The sequence below is a fragment of the Neorhizobium lilium genome, from assembly GCF_004053875.1.
GTDB classification, from domain to species: domain Bacteria; phylum Pseudomonadota; class Alphaproteobacteria; order Rhizobiales; family Rhizobiaceae; genus Neorhizobium; species Neorhizobium lilii.
Window position 1 is genome coordinate 233,211 of the sequence record NZ_SBIP01000006.1, and the last position, 17,401, is coordinate 250,611.

Genomic DNA, 17,401 nt, shown 5'->3' on the forward strand with positions numbered 1-17,401 from the left:
TGCGGATATGTCGAGGCCGAAACGTAGGAACGCCGGGCCGTATCTATTCGGGCCGCTATTTCACGCCTGTCATGGTGATGCCTTGAACAAAGCGGCGCTGAGCGGCGAGGAAGAAAACAACGAGTGGCAGCGTCACGATCGTTGCAGCGGCCATCAGAGGACCGGTCTGATCCCCACTCTCTTCGCTGCGAAAGAACAAAACGCCAAGCGTCGGCGGCGCGAGATCTGGCTCGGTGACCACGATCAATGGCCAATAAAGATCATTCCAATGGGCCGCGACAGAGAAGATCGCGAAGGCAGCTATGGCAGGCTTGCTTGCGGGCAAAATCAGTCGCCAAAGGATTCCTTTTTCCGAAAGCCCGTCGAGGCGAGCGGCTTCAATGATCTCGTCTGGATATCCGCGCAGATATTGCGCAAGCATCAGGATTGCAAAGACGGATACGGCAAAAGGAGAGATTAACGCGAAATACGAGTTCAGAAGATCCAGCTGAGCCAATCCCACGAAGAGCGGCAGAGCGACGGCTTGAAAAGGTATTGCGAGACAGCAAATTACCGTCGCCGTCAAAAACGTCCTGCCGCGGAAAGATAGTTTCGCGATAGCATAAGCGCAGGGAAGCGCTGTGGCGATCTGCAGAAGCAGTATCACGCCGCACACAAACACACCGTTCGCCAGGAACCGTGGTAGAGGCGTCGTCAGCAGCGCTTGGGTGTAATTGTAAACAACGTCCCATTTCGTAGGCCAGAGTAAGGAGTCGCTGTTAAACGCGTCACCGGATGACCGCAGCGACGTTATTATCATCCAGAAAAACGGAAATATTGAATAGACCACACCGATTGAAAGAACCGCGTGTTCAAAAATAACGGGTTTCAAGCTTCCACGATTCATGCTGCCTGCTGCCTTCTTGCAATTCTGAACTGCACGAGAGAGATCGCGCAGACCATCGCGACGAATATCAGGGTGAGAGCGCTGCCATAGCCGATCCGAAGATAGGAGAATGCTTCCAGGTAGGTCTTATAGAGAATGACTTGGGAACGGCCTGCAGGACCCCCTGAGGTAAGGACGACGACCAATTCAAAAACTTGGAAGGTGCGTATGGTTGTTAGAAGCGCGGCAACCAAAGTAGTCGGAGCGAGCTGAGGCCAGGTGATACGCCTGAACTTCTCCCATCCCCGGTCCGCGCCATCCAAAGCGGCCGCCTCGTACATTTCCTTTGGAATTGTGGTCAATCCAGCAAGAAAAATGATGAAACAGAAGCAGGTGTGCTGCCAGATTGCGATAAGAGCGATGCTCCCTAACGCGAAATCAGGATCGGAAAAGAAGCCTATTGCGGGAAGCTCAAAGTACTGAAGAAGTCTGGCTATAGGCCCGATCCGATCATGGAGAATAAAGCTCCATACAAGCGACATGACGGGCATGGTCGCGGTGATTGGCAAAAAGAAAACCAGCTCATAAAACCGGCGTGTAACGGTCCTGGAATTCACGAGCAGTGCGAAGAATAGCGCGAGGACCACAGTTGTTGGGACAACCATGCCGGCGAATAGGAAGGTGTTCGTCACAGCCTGCCTCACCTGCGGATCTCCCAGCGCTTTGGAAAAATTCGCTAATCCGACCCAATTCAGGCCGGCATCACCCAACTGATAGTCGGTAAAGCTAAACGCGAGGACGGTGGCGAACGGTACAACGGTCGTGACAACGATCAAAAAGACCGCCGGTCCAATGCACCAAAAGGCCATTTGTTCTGATCTGGCCCTAGCCGCCATAGCCCCATACCGGCCCATAGTATCTTGGCTGATTGCGGTCATGATACAGCTACCAAAGGTGCCTTTGTCTCGGCTGATAGCGCATTCGCGATCGGAATGGCTTTCCCGCTGGGATCGAAGAGGTGGAGACCGGAACCGTATGCCTCAAGCCAAAGTGAGCCAGTTAGAAGCCCTGATGCCACCATCGATCGATGATCCGCCGCACGCGCCTGGGCAACGAGTACGCGCCCTGTCCGCTTGGCTGTACACCAGAGAAGCACCTCTGGTCCAAGTAGCTCTACGCGATCAAGGCTGACTGGAATGCCGAGAACTGCCTTGGCGGTCGGGGCCGGTCGTAGGGCAAACGCCTCTGGTCTGATGCCCAAAGTTAGCTTCTGTTCGCGTTCCACAGTCCGTATGTTGCACCGCTCCGCCTCTGCAACGACCACGCCCGCGTCGTTCAGCGCCGGGATGCAGTTGATTGACGGGTGACCGATAAACCTCGCCACGTCGACGTGCGCGGGAGCGGAATAGATTGCCTCAGGAGTGTCATATTGAAGAATCTGGCCACCCATCATCAATGCAATACGGTCTGACATGGTCATCGCCTCAGTCTGGTCATGCGTCACATAGAGGACTGTCGCATCGAGGCGCTTGTTCATAGCCACCAGTTCGCTGCGCATGGTCACACGCAATTTCGCGTCCAGGTTCGATAAAGGTTCGTCCATAAGGAATAATCCCGGAGCCCTCACCATGGCACGGGCGAGGGCCACACGTTGTCGTTGACCTCCTGAAAGCTGCGCGGGCCGCCGGTCGAGCAAGTGGTCGATCTCAGCAACCGACGCCACTTTCCGCACCTCCGCCGTTATGTCCGCCATCAGCATCCGTTGCCCAGGCGCATACCTGCCAAGAAGTGGAAGACGCTGAAACGGAGAAAGACGCTCCATCTCAAGGGGTAGCGATATATTTTCTCCTACCGTCATGTGGGGGTAGAGCGCATAGCTCTGAAATACCATCGCAAGATTACGGGCACGAGGAGGAAGGTGATCGATCGAATGGCCGTTCACCGAGACCGTCCCCTGATCTTGAGCTTCAAAGCCTGCAATGACGCGTAAAAGAGTGGATTTTCCGCAACCGGACGGACCCAATAATGAAACGAACGATCCGGCCTGCACATCAAGACTGATTTGGCTAAGAACGTGGGTTTGCCCAAAAGCCTTTGTCAGATCGCAAATACTGAGTGTCGCGCCCATTGTGTCCTCATACTCGTCTTTGGTGAGCACGAGATATCGGAACCAAGTTTCAGATTTATGACGTTTGGAACTTTATTCCAGTCTATTCGAGTCAAGTGCTGAGGCTAGAGGAAGAGGACCCGATGCGATCCTATCGTGATTCCAACTGCTGAAGGCAGAGCGACAGGTATTCACTTAACAGCACTATTGATGGTACGTGCATCGCCGACCCGGCCTCAGGCCATGCTCCCGCTGTCGTCACCACGATTACTTCCTCGGCGTTCTGCGCAACCGGACAGTCAGAGCGGGTCGTAATCGCCATCGTGTGTGCGCCCGTTTTGCGCGCGATCGAGAGAAAGTCCTTGGTTTCGTCAGTGACGCCTGAAGACGAAATGCCTATCGCAAGGCTTGAATTGTCCAATGTTCGCGCGAGCCCATGCGATAAGCTTGCCGAGCTGGGGGAGTGAACCGGAAATCCTAACCAGATGAGGCGCATTGCCAAAATATCAGCGCACACTGATGATGGTCCCATTCCGAACACTTCGATACGCCGGGCAGCTCGAACTCGTGTCGCAAGACCCGTAATTTGGGACTCATCGAGTATACGCGCTGACGCCGCGATTGAATTCTGCAGAGCCATGCTCAACACCGCTAGTTTCGGGGGGAGGTAGATATCCTCCGGTGCCGTTCGCTGGGCAAGATTGAGAACCCTCCCCCTCTCTATCTCTCCACTAAGTGCGATCTTAAAATCCCTAAATCCGGAAAATCCCATCGTCCGGCAGAACCTTACGATTGAGGCCGGCCCGCTACCTGTATTGCGTGCGAGATCCGCTACGGAGAGCGATAGAACAATCTCAGGATCTTGTGCGATGTAAAGCGCAACCCGCGCAAGCGCCGTTGGCGCGGAATTGATCGCGGCGTAAATCATGTCGAGCAATAACGGCTGGGTCTGTCTTGTTTCTTGCATGCTAATCCACTGGAGTCAAAGAAGCTTCTAACGACGAGTCAATCCAACGACCCCGATTGCGTTGTATGCACACTAGCAGTATTTCTGCGTAATTATGACAGTTCCAATTTAGCCAACGGGCAAAGAAACGGCGCCAAATGAAGGTCCGGCCTGGTTCCGGATTAACCTGACATCGCAAGAGGCTTCCATCATCAGTGATAATCCCGCGCCCTCGGAGAGATGGCGCGGCTTCTGCTGGCCGAAGGTAGCAAAACATCGAAAGCGTGCTTCCCTCCCATGTGCCAGGTCTGGTCGGATCTGAACTTGCGCTCATTTGGACATCTTGAGCATTGCGGTTCCGATCAATGTCACGCCAATGGAGACTAGCTTCGCCAGGTCGAGGCGGTCCCGGAGAAAAAACACACCGAAGAGCACAGCGAATACCATGCTCGTCTCCCGGACCGCCGAGACGAGAGCCAAAGGGGCTTGTGTCATTGCCCAAGTGACGATCCAATAGGCCAGCAGGGAAATCATGCCGCCGAGCACGCCCACTTTCCAACCTTTGCGCAGCGAGACACGGACCTGCCCCCTACGCAGGTATAACGCCACCAAGGTTATCGGGATGCCGTTGAAGAGGTGAGACCAGAGGGTGTAGCTCCCGGCGCTTTCGGCAAGACGGGCACCCAAGCCGTCGACGACGGTGTATCCGGCGATAAGGACGCCGGTGCTCACCGCATAGAGCGCTGCCTTTGGTTCACGAAAGCCTCCCGCTCCCCGCGTTAGGGTCAGGCTGATGATACCCAAAGCGATGACCGCAACCGAAATACCCGCCTGCGTGGTCAGTGTTTCTCCGATGATCGCAACGGATATCAATGCAACGACCAGCGGTGAGCATCCCCGGGAAATGGGATATACGTGGCTCAGATCTCCGTAACGATATGCCTTGATCAGAAACAGGCAATAGGCGGTGTTCAGCACACATGAAGCCCATATAAAGGGCCAGCTTTCTGGTGTCGGGAACGCCACAAAGGGAACAACCACGATACCGACGGCAACCTGGCTCATCATCATGATTGCGATCATGACCAGCCTATCGGCATTGACTTTAACGAGCGCGTTCCATGCCGCGTGCAAGACGGCCGCACCGAACACCATCGCAAACACGCCGGCTGTCATGTAAACTCCGCATTCGATATTGTCAGAATGTCCACAACTTCCGATTAGCAGCTTTTACATGTCGAATACGTGACAGCGTGTCCTTGTGAGCCGGATCAACATTGAAAAGTCAGCTGGCCGCTCTGCCGAGCAGCCGCTCTCGCCGCGCTGGCCTCCGGCGCGCCGCTCAGCCTGGTCGCTCCCATGCGCGAAATGTCGATGATGGTCGGGGCGCTCATGGGCATGCTGATCCAGCGAGAGAAAGTGGGGCCTTGGCAGCTCGCCAGATGAGCAGTGCTGATCGTCGGCGTCATTCTTCTGTCCGGAGCGTGAGCAGGCTTCGCAAAATGCGACCCTCCCAAGCGCACCCTTCTCACACAAACTTCATTCGTCAACCGACCGATTCTGTCGTTGTACACGCGCACCGTTACCTACCGTTGTCGCTCGATTAGCGGTTCCGGATCTCTCGCTAAAATCAAACGCACCCAACAGACCGTGAAAGCTTTTGATTTCATAACGTTTATATGTGCAATGTCCTTGCCAGGATGGTTGACTTGGGTAAGCTTCAAAAAGGCGAAGATTCCCTTAGCCGCACACGGCGAGGATGCATTAATGTCGAAGCCCTCAAGAGCCGCTAAACCGACGCTTGACTCCAGATTTAGTTTCGCGGGATCGTCGTTTCATGGCGCGCCAGGAGGATGGACATCGCTGCTAACACCCGCCACGGGCATCCAAGACGGCGAGGAGTACCTGCTTCGGCTGTTTAAAAAGACCGGGTCGGCACTTGATACCGACCTCAGAAACTTGATCGGTCGGGGTTTGAGACGCATTCGCCGCGTCCTGTCTTCTAGGCAAGCGCAGGACGTCCTGGTCTCTGTAATCGAGGTTGTCGAGGACGACGACGAAATCGGTATCTTGATGCTTGATCCAGGCAGACCTCTGCGTGGAAGTGCACAGGGAAATCGAGGCCGCCAAGACCAGTACTTGGTCAGTTCCGGCCGACTTGTCTTCTGGCGGAACATGGTCCGGGTGGCACGGGCCCTTGCATTTTGCCACGATGCCGGCATCGTGCATGGGTCGGTCAGCATTCACACGATTTTTTCCCATGGAGATAATCGAGAAGATTACCGTCTCGGCGGCTACGAGACTTGCGTGCACATCGCTGATACTGGTCTTGCAGGCACGGGGAAGCTGGGGCAAGCATCTCACGCAATCTCATTCCGTCAGGACTGGATTGACCTCGGGCAGACTGCGTCTGAACTGTTGAATATTGACGCCGCGCAGTCGCCTGCCCTGCTTTCCATCGAGCGACGCATCCTCGAGAGACTCAGCAATCCTCCGCAATTCCAGCTCTACGACGGTCGGATTGTCCTTCGAGAACTGGCCGAAGTGGTGGAAGAATTAGAGCGGGTCGGTTCAAGCGCCGATGCGGAGCTAGTCCTTTACCCGTCTCGGCAGGCACTCCAGAGCGATCTAGCGTTGCTGACATCCGGGGCAATTCCGGCCAGTGATGTCGAAGCGGTACTAGCCTTTGTCGAGCGCGATCTGCATGCTCCGACGACGCGTCTGGCAGTTTCAGATCGTGGGGCCGTCCGGATCGTGACCGATCTCGCCATCTACACGATCGAAATTGATGACCCGAAAATTGCCACTATCCGGGACGCTCACAAGCGGCGACCGGGTGACTGGAGCGTCTACGATGCCGACGATCTTACTCACCGCATATATCTTGCCCGCAATCGTAGCGACTCGAATAACAGGGTCCGATGGCTGGGGCCTGCCGCCAAAAATTGGACAGAATTAGGCTCGCGCGGCCTACCAGCAGTCGCCGGTAACGACAGCCCGATCTGGTATGCGCTTATCCTGCTCGAAGCGTTCTCCCTGTTGCGAGAACAGTTCAGATTTTACCCTATCGAGGTGCTGACGGGAGTCAAAAACGACAGAGGCATGGTTTGGGTCGTTCCCGTGGCAGATCCCGATCTCGACGCACGGCGGGCGAATGCGGGGTTTAAGCCTGTCGCCGAATCCATGGCCCGAGAACTGTCCAACGACGACGGACGCGCGAACTGGACGTTCTCACGGTCGAACTCTCTTGGCAGCGATAGGGAACGTGCACCTCAGTTGAACTTCGAGGGCACTGAGGTCATTGCGGGCAAAAAAGCCTATGCCTTCACCACCGGGGACGTTGTCGTTCCAGACTCCTGTTATTTGCGCCCACGCCGCGACAGCGGTTTTGAGCGGGCCGTTCGTCGCCGCCTGCAAAATATAGTCGCTGCACGAAGCAATGTGGAGCTCTTACGCGCACTTGACGATCCGGCGCAGGTATTGATGGATGACGCCCTTAGGGAAGTCGCCACGCCCGGTCCCGTTCCGGAAGGCATGGACCAGTCAAAATCGGCAGCCTGGAATGCAATTCGCGAGGGTCAGTCCATCAATATGGTCGTGGGACCCCCAGGTGTCGGCAAAACTTATCTTATCTCCAATCTTGTAAAAAGCATTCTTTCCTTGGCGCCGGATGCCCGCATCCTGATTGCCGCTCAGAACCATGACACACTTGTCCACATGGAGGACGAGTTGGAAAAGGAGCTGCGCGGCTCTTCGCAAATCATTGTCAGGATCGAGCGAACGCAGACGGAAGAAAAAGATAGTGTTATGAGGGGACGGTCACGGGACCTCCTTCAGTCCGTATCTCCGCAGGGCGCCACGGCTCTGATGTCCAACCAGGTTCGGCAGATAAAGCACGCGCTCGATCCCGTCGATGCTTCGGAGCGGGCGGCGGGGGATCGCGTTCACCGTGACACGGAGAACCTTCTGGTGAGGTCGTCCGATATCACCTTGGCGACCACCTCTTCCTACGTCATCGAGGAGATGATTGCCGACGGTGATCAGTTCGATTGGACGATCGTCGAAGAGGCGGCCAGAGCCAATGGCGCCGAAATGATTGGCGCTCTCTTGCTGGGAAATCGTCGGCTACTGATTGGCGATCACAAGCAATTGTCACCGTTCGATCATGTCGAGCGTCAAAAAATGTATGACGGTGCACGCGCCGCTGAGCTTCTGCGCGACGCGAGGACCAAGCTCGGCGCAATCAACGACCTCCCTTCGGAGGTGGACGAGGCACTTCAACTGATCAGTGAAGATCAGGACTTGTTAAAGGATGTTCTGGCCATTTCCGCCCGCATGGAAGAGCCCTTCGGTTCAATCGCGTTACGGGAGGGCTACAGGGAAAAAGCAACGGGGGGTGCCAGCCGCTTCGTGAACACGCTGCTCGAACAAAGCAGAATGCATCCCGCAATTTGCCAAATTGTCTCCAATACGTTCTACGGCGGCGAACTGATGCCATCGGATCGGGTCATAACGCGCACGCCCGCCGTGGTCTCTCATGGGATCCTGCCCAACGCGCCCGTTGTGATCATGAACCTGCCCCCATTGAGCAAGGTCGATCGTCCCGCATTCGAAGCGCGGGTCGGTCGGTCTATACGCAATGATGTCGAAGCAAAGGTCATTCTGAACGCGCTTAAGCACCTGGGGCCTGTCGTAGTGGATGATGGCCGGCTGCCAACGCTGGCGGTCCTCTCGCCATATAAAGCCCAAGTTGACCACCTTAAGCGGTCGATCGACAGACAGATAAAACAGCCGGCTGGCACCCTGCAGGGTTTCGCGAGTCCGAGGGGCGACGGACACTTCGTATTCACCAGCGACAGCTTTCAAGGCAGCGAAGCGGATGTCGTACTCGCCAGCTTGGTCCGCAACAACCAACTCGTAGGTTCACGCGCACTGGGTTTCATGAGGAACCCTCAAAGGGTGAACGTGCTGATGAGCCGCGCCCGGCATAAGTTGATCGTCGTGTCGAGCCTTGAATTTGTTGAGGACGCTGTCGATGGCGTTTATCCGGACCGGCTGGGCGGCGAACTCAGTTTCCTGATAACGATGGTTGGGGAACTGCGCAGACTATCGTTGATCGCCGATGTCGAGCAAAGCGTGCGCATCGTCGACCTAGATTCAAATGGTGCGGTGAAGCTGTGAAAATTTATATTCCTGCATGGCATTATCGCGCACGCGCAATCGTGCAACGCACGTGGGGCTGGAGTCCGATAGAGGAGATGATCCTCCTTGCATTCGATCTGGAACCAGGCACTATCGGTGATATTGCCGGGCGACTGCGTATTCCTAATCAGGTAGCACGGTCCACGGTCGCCAGACTCATGCAGTTCGGTCTCGTCGAGTTGCGGGTATCTCCCAATCCAGTACTTTCGACCAGTCCCACGGGACACGAATTTATTCGAACGGGCCGTGCATTGCCGGAACGCGTGGCCGAGCGTGAGATGGGCATCAGCCTTGTTCTTGAAAAAGTAGGACATTCCGTTCTTCGAAGGAAGGACGTCACCATCGTTCCGACCAACGGTTTCGACCATGACGGACGCGTTGTCGCATTTCCGATTGGAGAGCAGCCCGAGACCGACGAGACCATGGCTCATCGGGTCAGTCAGTTCGTCTCACAATCTCTACGCCCCGGTGAATGGCTTCGGGGCGTTCGGACCACAGGTTCGGTTATGGAGAAAAAATTTCTTGAGATCGACCTTGCCGCTTTCAAGAGGGGAGAGATCCCCGAAGGGGCGAGCGCTAACCTGGTCGCCGCGGTGAACGAAACCCTCAAAACGGCGGTTCTCCCTCGGGCATCGAAGGGCGAGCCATCCGCGCTTATTTCGATTGAAACCTCCTTCGCTTTCGATCAGCTGATTGTTGGATCGCCCGAGCACATCGAGCGCTTTGAACGCATCGCGCGGGCTGCAGTTTCGGACATTTTCGTGCTGTCGACATTCGTCCTCAGCCTGTCAGACGAAAGAGGAAAGGTTCACCGGGAACGCATCTACACCGCGCTGGAAGATGCATATCGGCGTGGCGTGCGGTGCCATCTGTTTTTTGGCACGTCGCTTGATAAAGCGAAGCACGCATTAGCGATGGAGGAACTGCATGAGAGACTTTCGGCAGTAAAACTAAGCCGTGGCTTCCTCCTGGTCCATCGCGATAGCGTTGGAAGTCACGCAAAAATCCTTGCTGCCGACGACGGTCAGGGTGGAACAGTCGTTGTGATCGGATCATGCAACTGGTTGTCCTCACCCTTTTCCGCCGTGGAGGTTTCAGTCGAACTCCGCGAGCCGATAGCCGTCGCGGCTGGCCTGGACATCCTCAAAGGGATAGCGGTCTCGCTCGCCAGTGCGAGCCGATCGGTAGAAATTCTTCAATTCCTTGCATCTGAAGCAAGACGGGCAAGACCCCCGCTGTCGGCCGGGTCCGATCAGACAGCAGCAATAAAGGCACGGCTGACTGTGCTCCACGCGCAAGACCATGGACCCCTCCTCCGAAAGGCAGCCCACACCGCAAATGAGAGGTTTGTCTGCATCACGAACAGAATGGGCGCCACCGTCGTCCCTGGGCTCTTGAACCCGGCCGAGGTCGCGGGAGGTCGGCTGAAGGATGTTCGGATTTATTACTCACGACAGTCCGGGCCGACCAAGCGCAAGCACATGGCCGCTCACCGCAAAAGGTTGGAGGGAACCGTGGAGGTTATACCGGTGCGCGAACCGCAGGTTCACGCCAAGTTTCTCATATGGGACCGCAACGACGTAGTCGTCAGCACGATGAACTGGGGGTCCCAGTCTGGGTCTGAAGCCGACCCCCTCGATGAGGTGGGGCTCCATTTAGAAGCACCCGGCATAGCGACCCACTTGCTAGGACTGTTCGACGAAAGCTTGAAGAAGGTGTTGGAGGTTTCCAGCAACGGCGGTGAAGAACTTGCCCCTGAGATAGCAGGCGGGCAATAGCATGCCGGTGAGCACGGGCGGCATGTCTCTTCCCTGAAAACAGCCGAACGGTACTTGTATTGGTTCGGTGTCATACTTCCGCGTCGAAACACACTGCCTTCGAGTTGCCAAACCATCCGGAAAACAACGGAACAGGCCAAAAAACGGCAATCATCATCGGCTGTGGCATCGATCACCACCCAGACGATCGATCGAAAATGTGTCTTGGAGAGTTGCGCTCAACGCCCTTTTATTCACATCACCTTCTAGTTAATGGAACCTGCGTCGCAGATTGACTGAATCCATATTCCTTCATTCGCCGCCCACCGCTCCGGCTTCAAATTCAAGCGCGGGATACTTTTACCGCCAGCATGGTGGAGAGCTACGATTTGCCAATTGTGCCCATTGAACACCGGGCTGCCGGAACTTCCACCTTCGGTCGCGGCTTCGTAATGCAGGCGACGATAGGGATTGTCGACAGGCTCGCCTCTAGGAGGCCCGTCGTGATCAAGCAACCGATTATTCTCGAGGGAATAGGAAAGTTCGCCTCCTCCTGGGTACCCGATGATGTAGACCCTCTGCTTGCCGTCTGCCAAAGGTAGTCGCTTAGCAAACGGAAGTGATTTAGCCGCGGGCGCGGTGCCTTCAAACCTTAAAATCGTGGCATCCAGCGTATTCACAGTCCAAGACCGGATAGATGAGAATTTATAGCTGACACCCTTCTCCGCGCCTTCAAACACAACCTCTCCTTCGTCGCGGTAAAGCGGAGGGCTGTCGTTGGGACGTCGGCTGAGATCGTGATCCGCAGGATCGTCGCTCATGACGTGCGAATTCGTAAGGAGGCAAGGCTCGTCGCCGTATTCAGGAACGATATCGCCTCCGCGTACGATGAAACCTGTTCCTATTCGCGTGTCCGAACCTGCTATCCTTATCGCTCCGACGGACAGCGCGCTCTCCAGACCTTGCTTGTACCACTGGAATGTCCGGGGTCCGTCAGGTCCCAGGATCACCTCGAGTTGCATATCCGACGGGGTAGGCAGGTAAGCCAGTTCCCTCACTTTGTCGGGCACCAGCGTCGCATGATCATACTCCTTTTTCAGCAGCACGGCGCGTAGTGCCTGGACAATTCCCTCGCCCCGCCCGCCGGCTTTGAGATCCCAAACATCTCCAAACTGCCGGATCATGCCTGCAACATTTTCTGCGGTGGTTGCTGGATTCCTGATAATCTTGCCGATTTCCCGTTCGGCGGCACCGAGGTCATTGAGCGCAATATAGGCCTCTGCTTTCGAGGTATGAAAATTCATCCCGCGTCCGGCCTGTGGCACCTGATTGAGGCTTTGCATAACGGACGTTGCTAGCTGGAGCCGGTCAATCGAGATCGGAACTGGCGCCTCAAGCTGGCGTGCCAACGTCGATAGGGCGATCAGGTTTAATCCAGCGCGCACCTTGTTTTCCGGACCTGCGTCATAGAGTGCCTTGTATTCATCCATGGCAGAGACGAGCGCCTTGCGAGCGATATCGCCACCGCCATCTCGCGCCTCCACCAAAAGATCTTTCCACGCACGCGCTTTGAACTGATGCGTTAGCTGCTCGAGAGAGCCATCCTTTGTCGCCCTGTCGAGCGCTGCAAGAGCGGCTGGCACCGTATTGTCGAGAAGGCTCTTGATCTGTACGTCGGGTGGTATCAGTTTTGCTAAGTCATTTTTCGCTGCAAACTCGACGATCTCCGAGAAGGTCTTCGAGTAGCGGATCGAGTTGGTCTCGGACGCAGCCCGCAAGACAGACTGAAGATCGCGACTGGTGAGCGACCTCAGAAGTGTAAACGCGCTATTGTCTGGGAATGGTTTGATATCTTTCGACATGCTGGGCTACCCTCAAAGTTCGAGCATCCGCGCGATTTCCTGTCGGAGGTCGTCGGCTTTGAGATACTTCACGATGGAATGCCTCCACGCGCCGGAATTCGAGACCTCGACGTCTTTGATCTCCGCCTTGCCAACCCTCTGAAAATCGTTAGAAATGAAAGGGTCGAAGCCTGCGACCGGGTCGAGCCGGTCGAAAACATTGACCCATCTGCCATCATTCCGTTCTGATGGATAACCATTCTGCCGCGTCCATCCGGGCTGAAGCTTGTCTTGGATCTCATCCAGACCTAGCGGACTTCCGACCGTAATGAGGCCATCGACATGGGCGGATTTCTTGACCCGTTTCAGGCAATCATAAGCGATCACTGTTCCCATGCTGTGACTGATCACGATATGTGGGCCATTGGCTCGGTCGACAGCATTTACAGCTTTCACGAACCGTTTGCGGATTTCATCCTGTACCTTGAAGGTCGTTCCGGGCCGCGGAGAAAAGCTGGTGTTGAACAGATAGTGGTGAACATCGCGGAGGAAGGTTTCGAGAAATGCTTTCTTCACCGGCCAAGGAAGGGGAACCCGTTCGTAAGGAAGCCCTTCAAGCCCCCGGTTTGGCGGAATAGCTTCGACGGCTTCCGCGGCTGCCATGGTTCCGCCGAGCTTGAACGCCAGTCCGGCGATGAAGGACGCTTCCTCGTTGGTGGATGCGACCGGCGAGCGTGTCTCAGCGCTCGCATCAACTTCCTTCGGCGTGAGTGCATCGAGGCTTTCGTAAGCGGCGACGTTATCATCTGGCGCGGCATATAGGACGTCAGCCCAATACACCATCGACGTCGATACTCCTTCACCTGGCAGGTTGATGCCACCACTGCCGCTGTCAAGTGTCCGAACCCAAATATCCAGAAGCTCATCTGCCGCAGGCTTATTGGATATGCCGTGAATAAACGTAACGTGAGCCATAGTGTCCCCCCCCCGGAAAACAGCGTTACTGTTCTTAAGAGGTATATCAGCACAAATCTCACACCTAGGCTACGTCGGGAAACGTCTTCATACGCTATATCGCGTAAATTAGCACCGCGCTGGCTGATGACCCGCTTCGAGCGCCTTAGATCTTGGAGATAAAAGATCCATTCCTAATCGGCAACAGCCATTCAACCAAAATTATGAAGCATGATGGAGGCCCTATAATAACCCAAGTATGGCCCCGAACAGGGTTGTTATGGGCTATCCTCCAGATAGGGAAGCGTCCATTCGCGCCAGACCTCATCGAGCGCATCTTTTTCGTCGCTCATATCGCAGAGGCCCTTGGCGTAATCCGCAAGATTGGCGAGCCGCTTAAGTCTTTGGTCCTCATTGAGAGGTGGTTCAAATTTTTTATTTAGCCGGGAGCGCCATTCAAAGAACGCCAGACCATCGTCACTGGCGAACTCCTCCACAGCGATCGACGTCGGGACATCGGGGGCGGCTGTCGGATCAAACAGGAACGGTAAAACTCGAAATATCAGGCGCTGAAGCGGAGCATCACGCGTTGCGATTATTGTCTCGCCAACAGGTTGTTGACCAAGCGACGTAATGGCAGGAAAGAAGTAGTACATCCCAAGGTCAAGCGACCGGTTCCTGAGATAGGCAACGGACAAATGATCCACTTCGCCTTTCTGGCCAGGTTGAAAGTCAAAGAACCTCTGAACGAACGAATAGGCGAGCTTTGGGTCTCCTGGGAGGCGTAACCTCTGATTCCTTTTTAAAAAGAGGCTCAATGCGCCGAGTGACAGCATCATACCGGCTCTCGGCACATCGGCGTTGCTGACTTTAACGAGCTCCTGCATCGCTTCTTCAACGTTACGTTTTTCCAATAGCTTTTTGATAATCGCAACGTAGTAGAACAGCAGAGTCCAGTTGTAACGCTGGGCGTCTGCATGTTTGCGCAGCATATTAGCAAGATCGGTCGCATAGCTCCCGCGAAAACAGACACCGCGCTCTTCGTAGTGCACGACAATGTCCATAATCCACCGTTCAGGATCGATGCGGAATTTCTCGTTGGCCAACCACTCCTCCGTAAGCGCGGGTAACAAGTTCACGATGACGTTATGCCGTGGCATGCTGCTCGGCAGTTGCTCGACCCAAGCCGGATTTCGATAGCAGTTGCTGTCAGGCGCGATCTCGAAAGGTCCCTCGTCCGGTAGGATGTTATAATAGGGCCAGATCAACGCCGGTCCGCCGGAAAGTGCTATGAGGCGCTCCGCGTAGGGAACGGGCGTGTCCTGAGTCAGCTGGGTGAAAACACTGACTTTCGGGCGATTCAATCTCCGATTGAGCCATCGGCACAGAATGCAGTTGGCCCGGTTCTTCATCCTCTGTAACTTTGAGAGTTGGGCAAATTTCAGATTTTTCGTCAATCTCGTTACGCCCCGTTCCATCTATTGTCTCGGTGAACACGCGTCCTGTCTATGGTGCCGGTAAAGCCATCACCGAAGAGAGTACCGCTGTTGCCAGCGCCTTGACCTCCTCCAAGTTTTGCGGGTCGGGCGACGCAATGCCGCCGTGAGCTATCAGGTTCCGCACCCTTCTCAATCGTTGGAAGCTGTCCACGCACTCCTGGGGTAGCGAAGTTAAGACATGCTTTTGTAGCCAAGAGAATTGGTGCTCAAGCTTTTTTCTGTCATTCGCGGGAATCGTCGCGGCGGATACTGAGGTAACGACCGATGGATATCGCGTGGCAAACTCCGTTTTCGTCAGCAATTCAATCGCAATGAAAAAGAGCAAAAACTGCTTGATTGGGTCAGTCTCCTTCAGTGCTAAATCATAAAAACCAGCGACCTTCCCGTCGAGGCAGAAAGAATGCCTCAAGGCGTTGAGCACTGTAGCTTTGACCTCATCGGCCGCGATCGGTTTGGAAACAATGGCATAAGCGCTCATCGAGAAGCTCATGTCGCGAAGCCGCTCGCCGCTCCTTGCAAGGCCAAAGTTCGCTGCTTCAACCGCGCGAAAAGCTGTTTCCGCACTTGAAAAAGCAACCGTCAAGCTGGAGACAACCCGCGGCGCGAGGCTATCTTGTATTCCATCCAGCTCTGACCTTGCTTCCTCGAAGCCGCCATTGGTCCAGATTCCATTTCCATCTTTGCGCGAATGCGTAGCGGTCGTCGCATATTCTTTGGACGGCCCAATTTTCAGAACCAAATAAGGACCGATCGTGCCGTTCCTCTTGCGCCATTCATCCTCATCTTCGACGAGCTCGTCTTCGACAAGAACTTTGCAGGTCTGGTTCACGCTCCCACCAATGGCGAGGATGCAGGAATGACCTTCAAAGACATAGCTCAGAGGACCGACGACCGGCTGGTCTATCCTGAAGCCCTCAATATGATAAATCAGCAACCGGCAAAAGCGACCATACAAGCGATTGCCTCTATTGAGCTTGCTGAAGCCTATGCTTTCCAAGCTGTGACCTGACAAACGGATCATTTTAAATCCTTCGAAATGCTAACGAAAGTTCCGCTCTCTGCGATTACCATTTTGGAATAACTTCTGTATTGGTAAACTGTTGAAAAAACATCGGCAGGGGAAAATTGTGGGCGAGGCAAAAAGGAAAAAGCTACTGGAACAACCTTCGCTGGAGGCGCTGAAAGCTCGCCGTATGGAGATGGTCAGCTTGTTCCAGGAATTGAACATCGACTTCAGCCAGCCGGGCTTTTACGACCAGCCCAATTTTGTCGCACATGAGCAGAGAGACAAGCGGTTTGCCGAAAACTATGCGGAATGGGTATTACTGCGGGAACGAGACCAGCACTACGACGCACACGTCCAGGCCATTGTTCCTCAGGTGACGGAAATTCTTCAGCGGCGAATAGTCCAGCACAACTGGCATGGCGCGTGTATTTCGATGACCGCCATACTGACACGCATCCTCGACCGGCTGGGTATCTGGAATATTCCCGTGCGTGGTTCTGCATCTGTCTATGCCGAGGGCGCGTCACGCCATTTCGCAATCATCGACCAAAACGAGGGGACCGGTTTCGATACGGGCCACATGTGGGTGATTGCACCGCCATACGATGTCATCGACGTAACCTTGCACTATCAACGCTGGCAGGGGGATGGGTTCCAACGCCACGTACCGCCAATCATCCTCGGGAAAGGGCTTGCAACAGTTAAGGCGCGTGCGCAGGACGTTATCGCTCCGGAACTTCGGTCGCAAATGCCCCACGACTCAGATATTCATTACAAGGTTTTTCCAGACCAACGGCGGGTTCTCGAAAAATTCCCCGCAAAGCGGTTTATCAGCGGATCGACCGATATCCGCTACGTGCCCGGAGACGTCAGTCTACCGGACTTGCCACTGGAACGGATCAACGAGGGGGCGAGAGCCGGTGTGCCGGGAATTCGAGTATGGACGGATGATATCCTGCCGACGTTAGGCACCACGGCCTAATGTCGATGTCCGACGAGTTTTCTTTATCCTGAATGGCCAGGATAGGCTCGTCAAGGCTGCCAACCCAGCGTTTGGGGGTCAGAGGCGGCGGCTATTGTATAGCAACAGCAGCTGAATGAGATTACCAGTGATGCAATTGCGAGCTGCGACTCGCACATGAAACGAATAGAGATTATCAAATGTACAAGCCCGGCGGCACCATCAAATCCCTACTCGATAAAGTCGCCAACCAAGACTACGAT

At 55.0% G+C, this 17,401-nt stretch carries 12 protein-coding genes; 3 read left to right on the plus strand and 9 right to left on the minus strand.

Annotation, left to right across the window (positions count from 1 at the left end; all coding sequences use genetic code 11):
- Window positions 1–55: 55 nt before the first annotated feature.
- The 5 genes from EPK99_RS23415 to EPK99_RS23435 all read right to left on the minus strand — a co-directional run bounded on the left by EPK99_RS23415 (window position 56) and on the right by EPK99_RS23435 (window position 5,094).
- Window positions 56–886, minus strand: coding sequence for a carbohydrate ABC transporter permease (locus EPK99_RS23415; protein ID WP_128445507.1), 831 nt, complete (start codon window positions 884–886; stop codon window positions 56–58).
- Window positions 883–1,803: a carbohydrate ABC transporter permease gene (locus tag EPK99_RS23420; protein ID WP_128445508.1), complete on the minus strand. Its 921-nt coding sequence runs from the start codon at window positions 1,801–1,803 to the stop codon at window positions 883–885. Before EPK99_RS23420 ends, EPK99_RS23415 begins: the two co-directional genes overlap by 4 nt.
- Window positions 1,800–2,993 (minus strand): ABC transporter ATP-binding protein, encoded by a 1,194-nt coding sequence (locus EPK99_RS23425; RefSeq protein ID WP_128445509.1) that lies wholly within the window; start codon window positions 2,991–2,993, stop codon window positions 1,800–1,802. The genes EPK99_RS23420 and EPK99_RS23425 overlap by 4 nt, the downstream gene beginning before the upstream one ends.
- Before the next feature lie 130 nt (window positions 2,994–3,123).
- Window positions 3,124–3,939: a MurR/RpiR family transcriptional regulator gene (locus EPK99_RS23430; RefSeq protein WP_128445510.1), complete on the minus strand. Its 816-nt coding sequence runs from the start codon at window positions 3,937–3,939 to the stop codon at window positions 3,124–3,126.
- A gap of 309 nt (window positions 3,940–4,248) precedes the next feature.
- A complete protein-coding gene (locus EPK99_RS23435; protein WP_128445511.1) occupies window positions 4,249–5,094 on the minus strand; it encodes an EamA family transporter in 846 nt (281 codons plus the stop codon).
- Window positions 5,095–5,685: 591 nt separating this feature from the next.
- Here EPK99_RS23435 and EPK99_RS23445 point away from each other — a divergent pair.
- Together EPK99_RS23445 and EPK99_RS23450 are read left to right on the plus strand one after the other, a co-directional pair.
- The gene (locus EPK99_RS23445) at window positions 5,686–9,099 is read left to right on the plus strand and encodes a DEAD/DEAH box helicase (RefSeq protein ID WP_128445512.1); all 3,414 of its coding nucleotides are present in this window, start codon (window positions 5,686–5,688) and stop codon (window positions 9,097–9,099) included.
- Window positions 9,096–10,898 (plus strand): phospholipase D-like domain-containing protein, encoded by a 1,803-nt coding sequence (locus EPK99_RS23450; RefSeq protein ID WP_128445513.1) that lies wholly within the window; start codon window positions 9,096–9,098, stop codon window positions 10,896–10,898. The genes EPK99_RS23445 and EPK99_RS23450 overlap by 4 nt, the downstream gene beginning before the upstream one ends.
- 245 nt (window positions 10,899–11,143) lie before the next feature.
- Here the strand turns inward: EPK99_RS23450 and EPK99_RS23455 are convergent, their stop codons facing one another.
- The 4 genes from EPK99_RS23455 to EPK99_RS23470 all read right to left on the minus strand — a co-directional run bounded on the left by EPK99_RS23455 (window position 11,144) and on the right by EPK99_RS23470 (window position 16,192).
- Window positions 11,144–12,739, minus strand: coding sequence for a trypsin-like serine peptidase (locus EPK99_RS23455; RefSeq protein ID WP_128445514.1), 1,596 nt, complete (start codon window positions 12,737–12,739; stop codon window positions 11,144–11,146).
- A gap of 12 nt (window positions 12,740–12,751) precedes the next feature.
- Window positions 12,752–13,693 carry a lipase family protein gene (locus tag EPK99_RS23460; RefSeq protein WP_128445515.1) on the minus strand — a complete coding sequence of 314 codons (942 nt, stop codon included), beginning with the start codon at window positions 13,691–13,693 and terminating at the stop codon, window positions 12,752–12,754.
- 257 nt (window positions 13,694–13,950) lie between these two features.
- The gene (locus EPK99_RS23465) at window positions 13,951–15,150 is read right to left on the minus strand and encodes a hypothetical protein (RefSeq protein WP_245582546.1); all 1,200 of its coding nucleotides are present in this window, start codon (window positions 15,148–15,150) and stop codon (window positions 13,951–13,953) included.
- A gap of 28 nt (window positions 15,151–15,178) precedes the next feature.
- Window positions 15,179–16,192, minus strand: coding sequence for a hypothetical protein (locus EPK99_RS23470; protein WP_128445516.1), 1,014 nt, complete (start codon window positions 16,190–16,192; stop codon window positions 15,179–15,181).
- Window positions 16,193–16,271: 79 nt separating this feature from the next.
- On the opposite strand from EPK99_RS23470, the gene EPK99_RS23475 reads away from it, so the two are divergent.
- A complete protein-coding gene (locus EPK99_RS23475) occupies window positions 16,272–17,159 on the plus strand; it encodes a hypothetical protein (protein ID WP_245582547.1) in 888 nt (295 codons plus the stop codon).
- Window positions 17,160–17,401 lie beyond the last annotated feature (242 nt).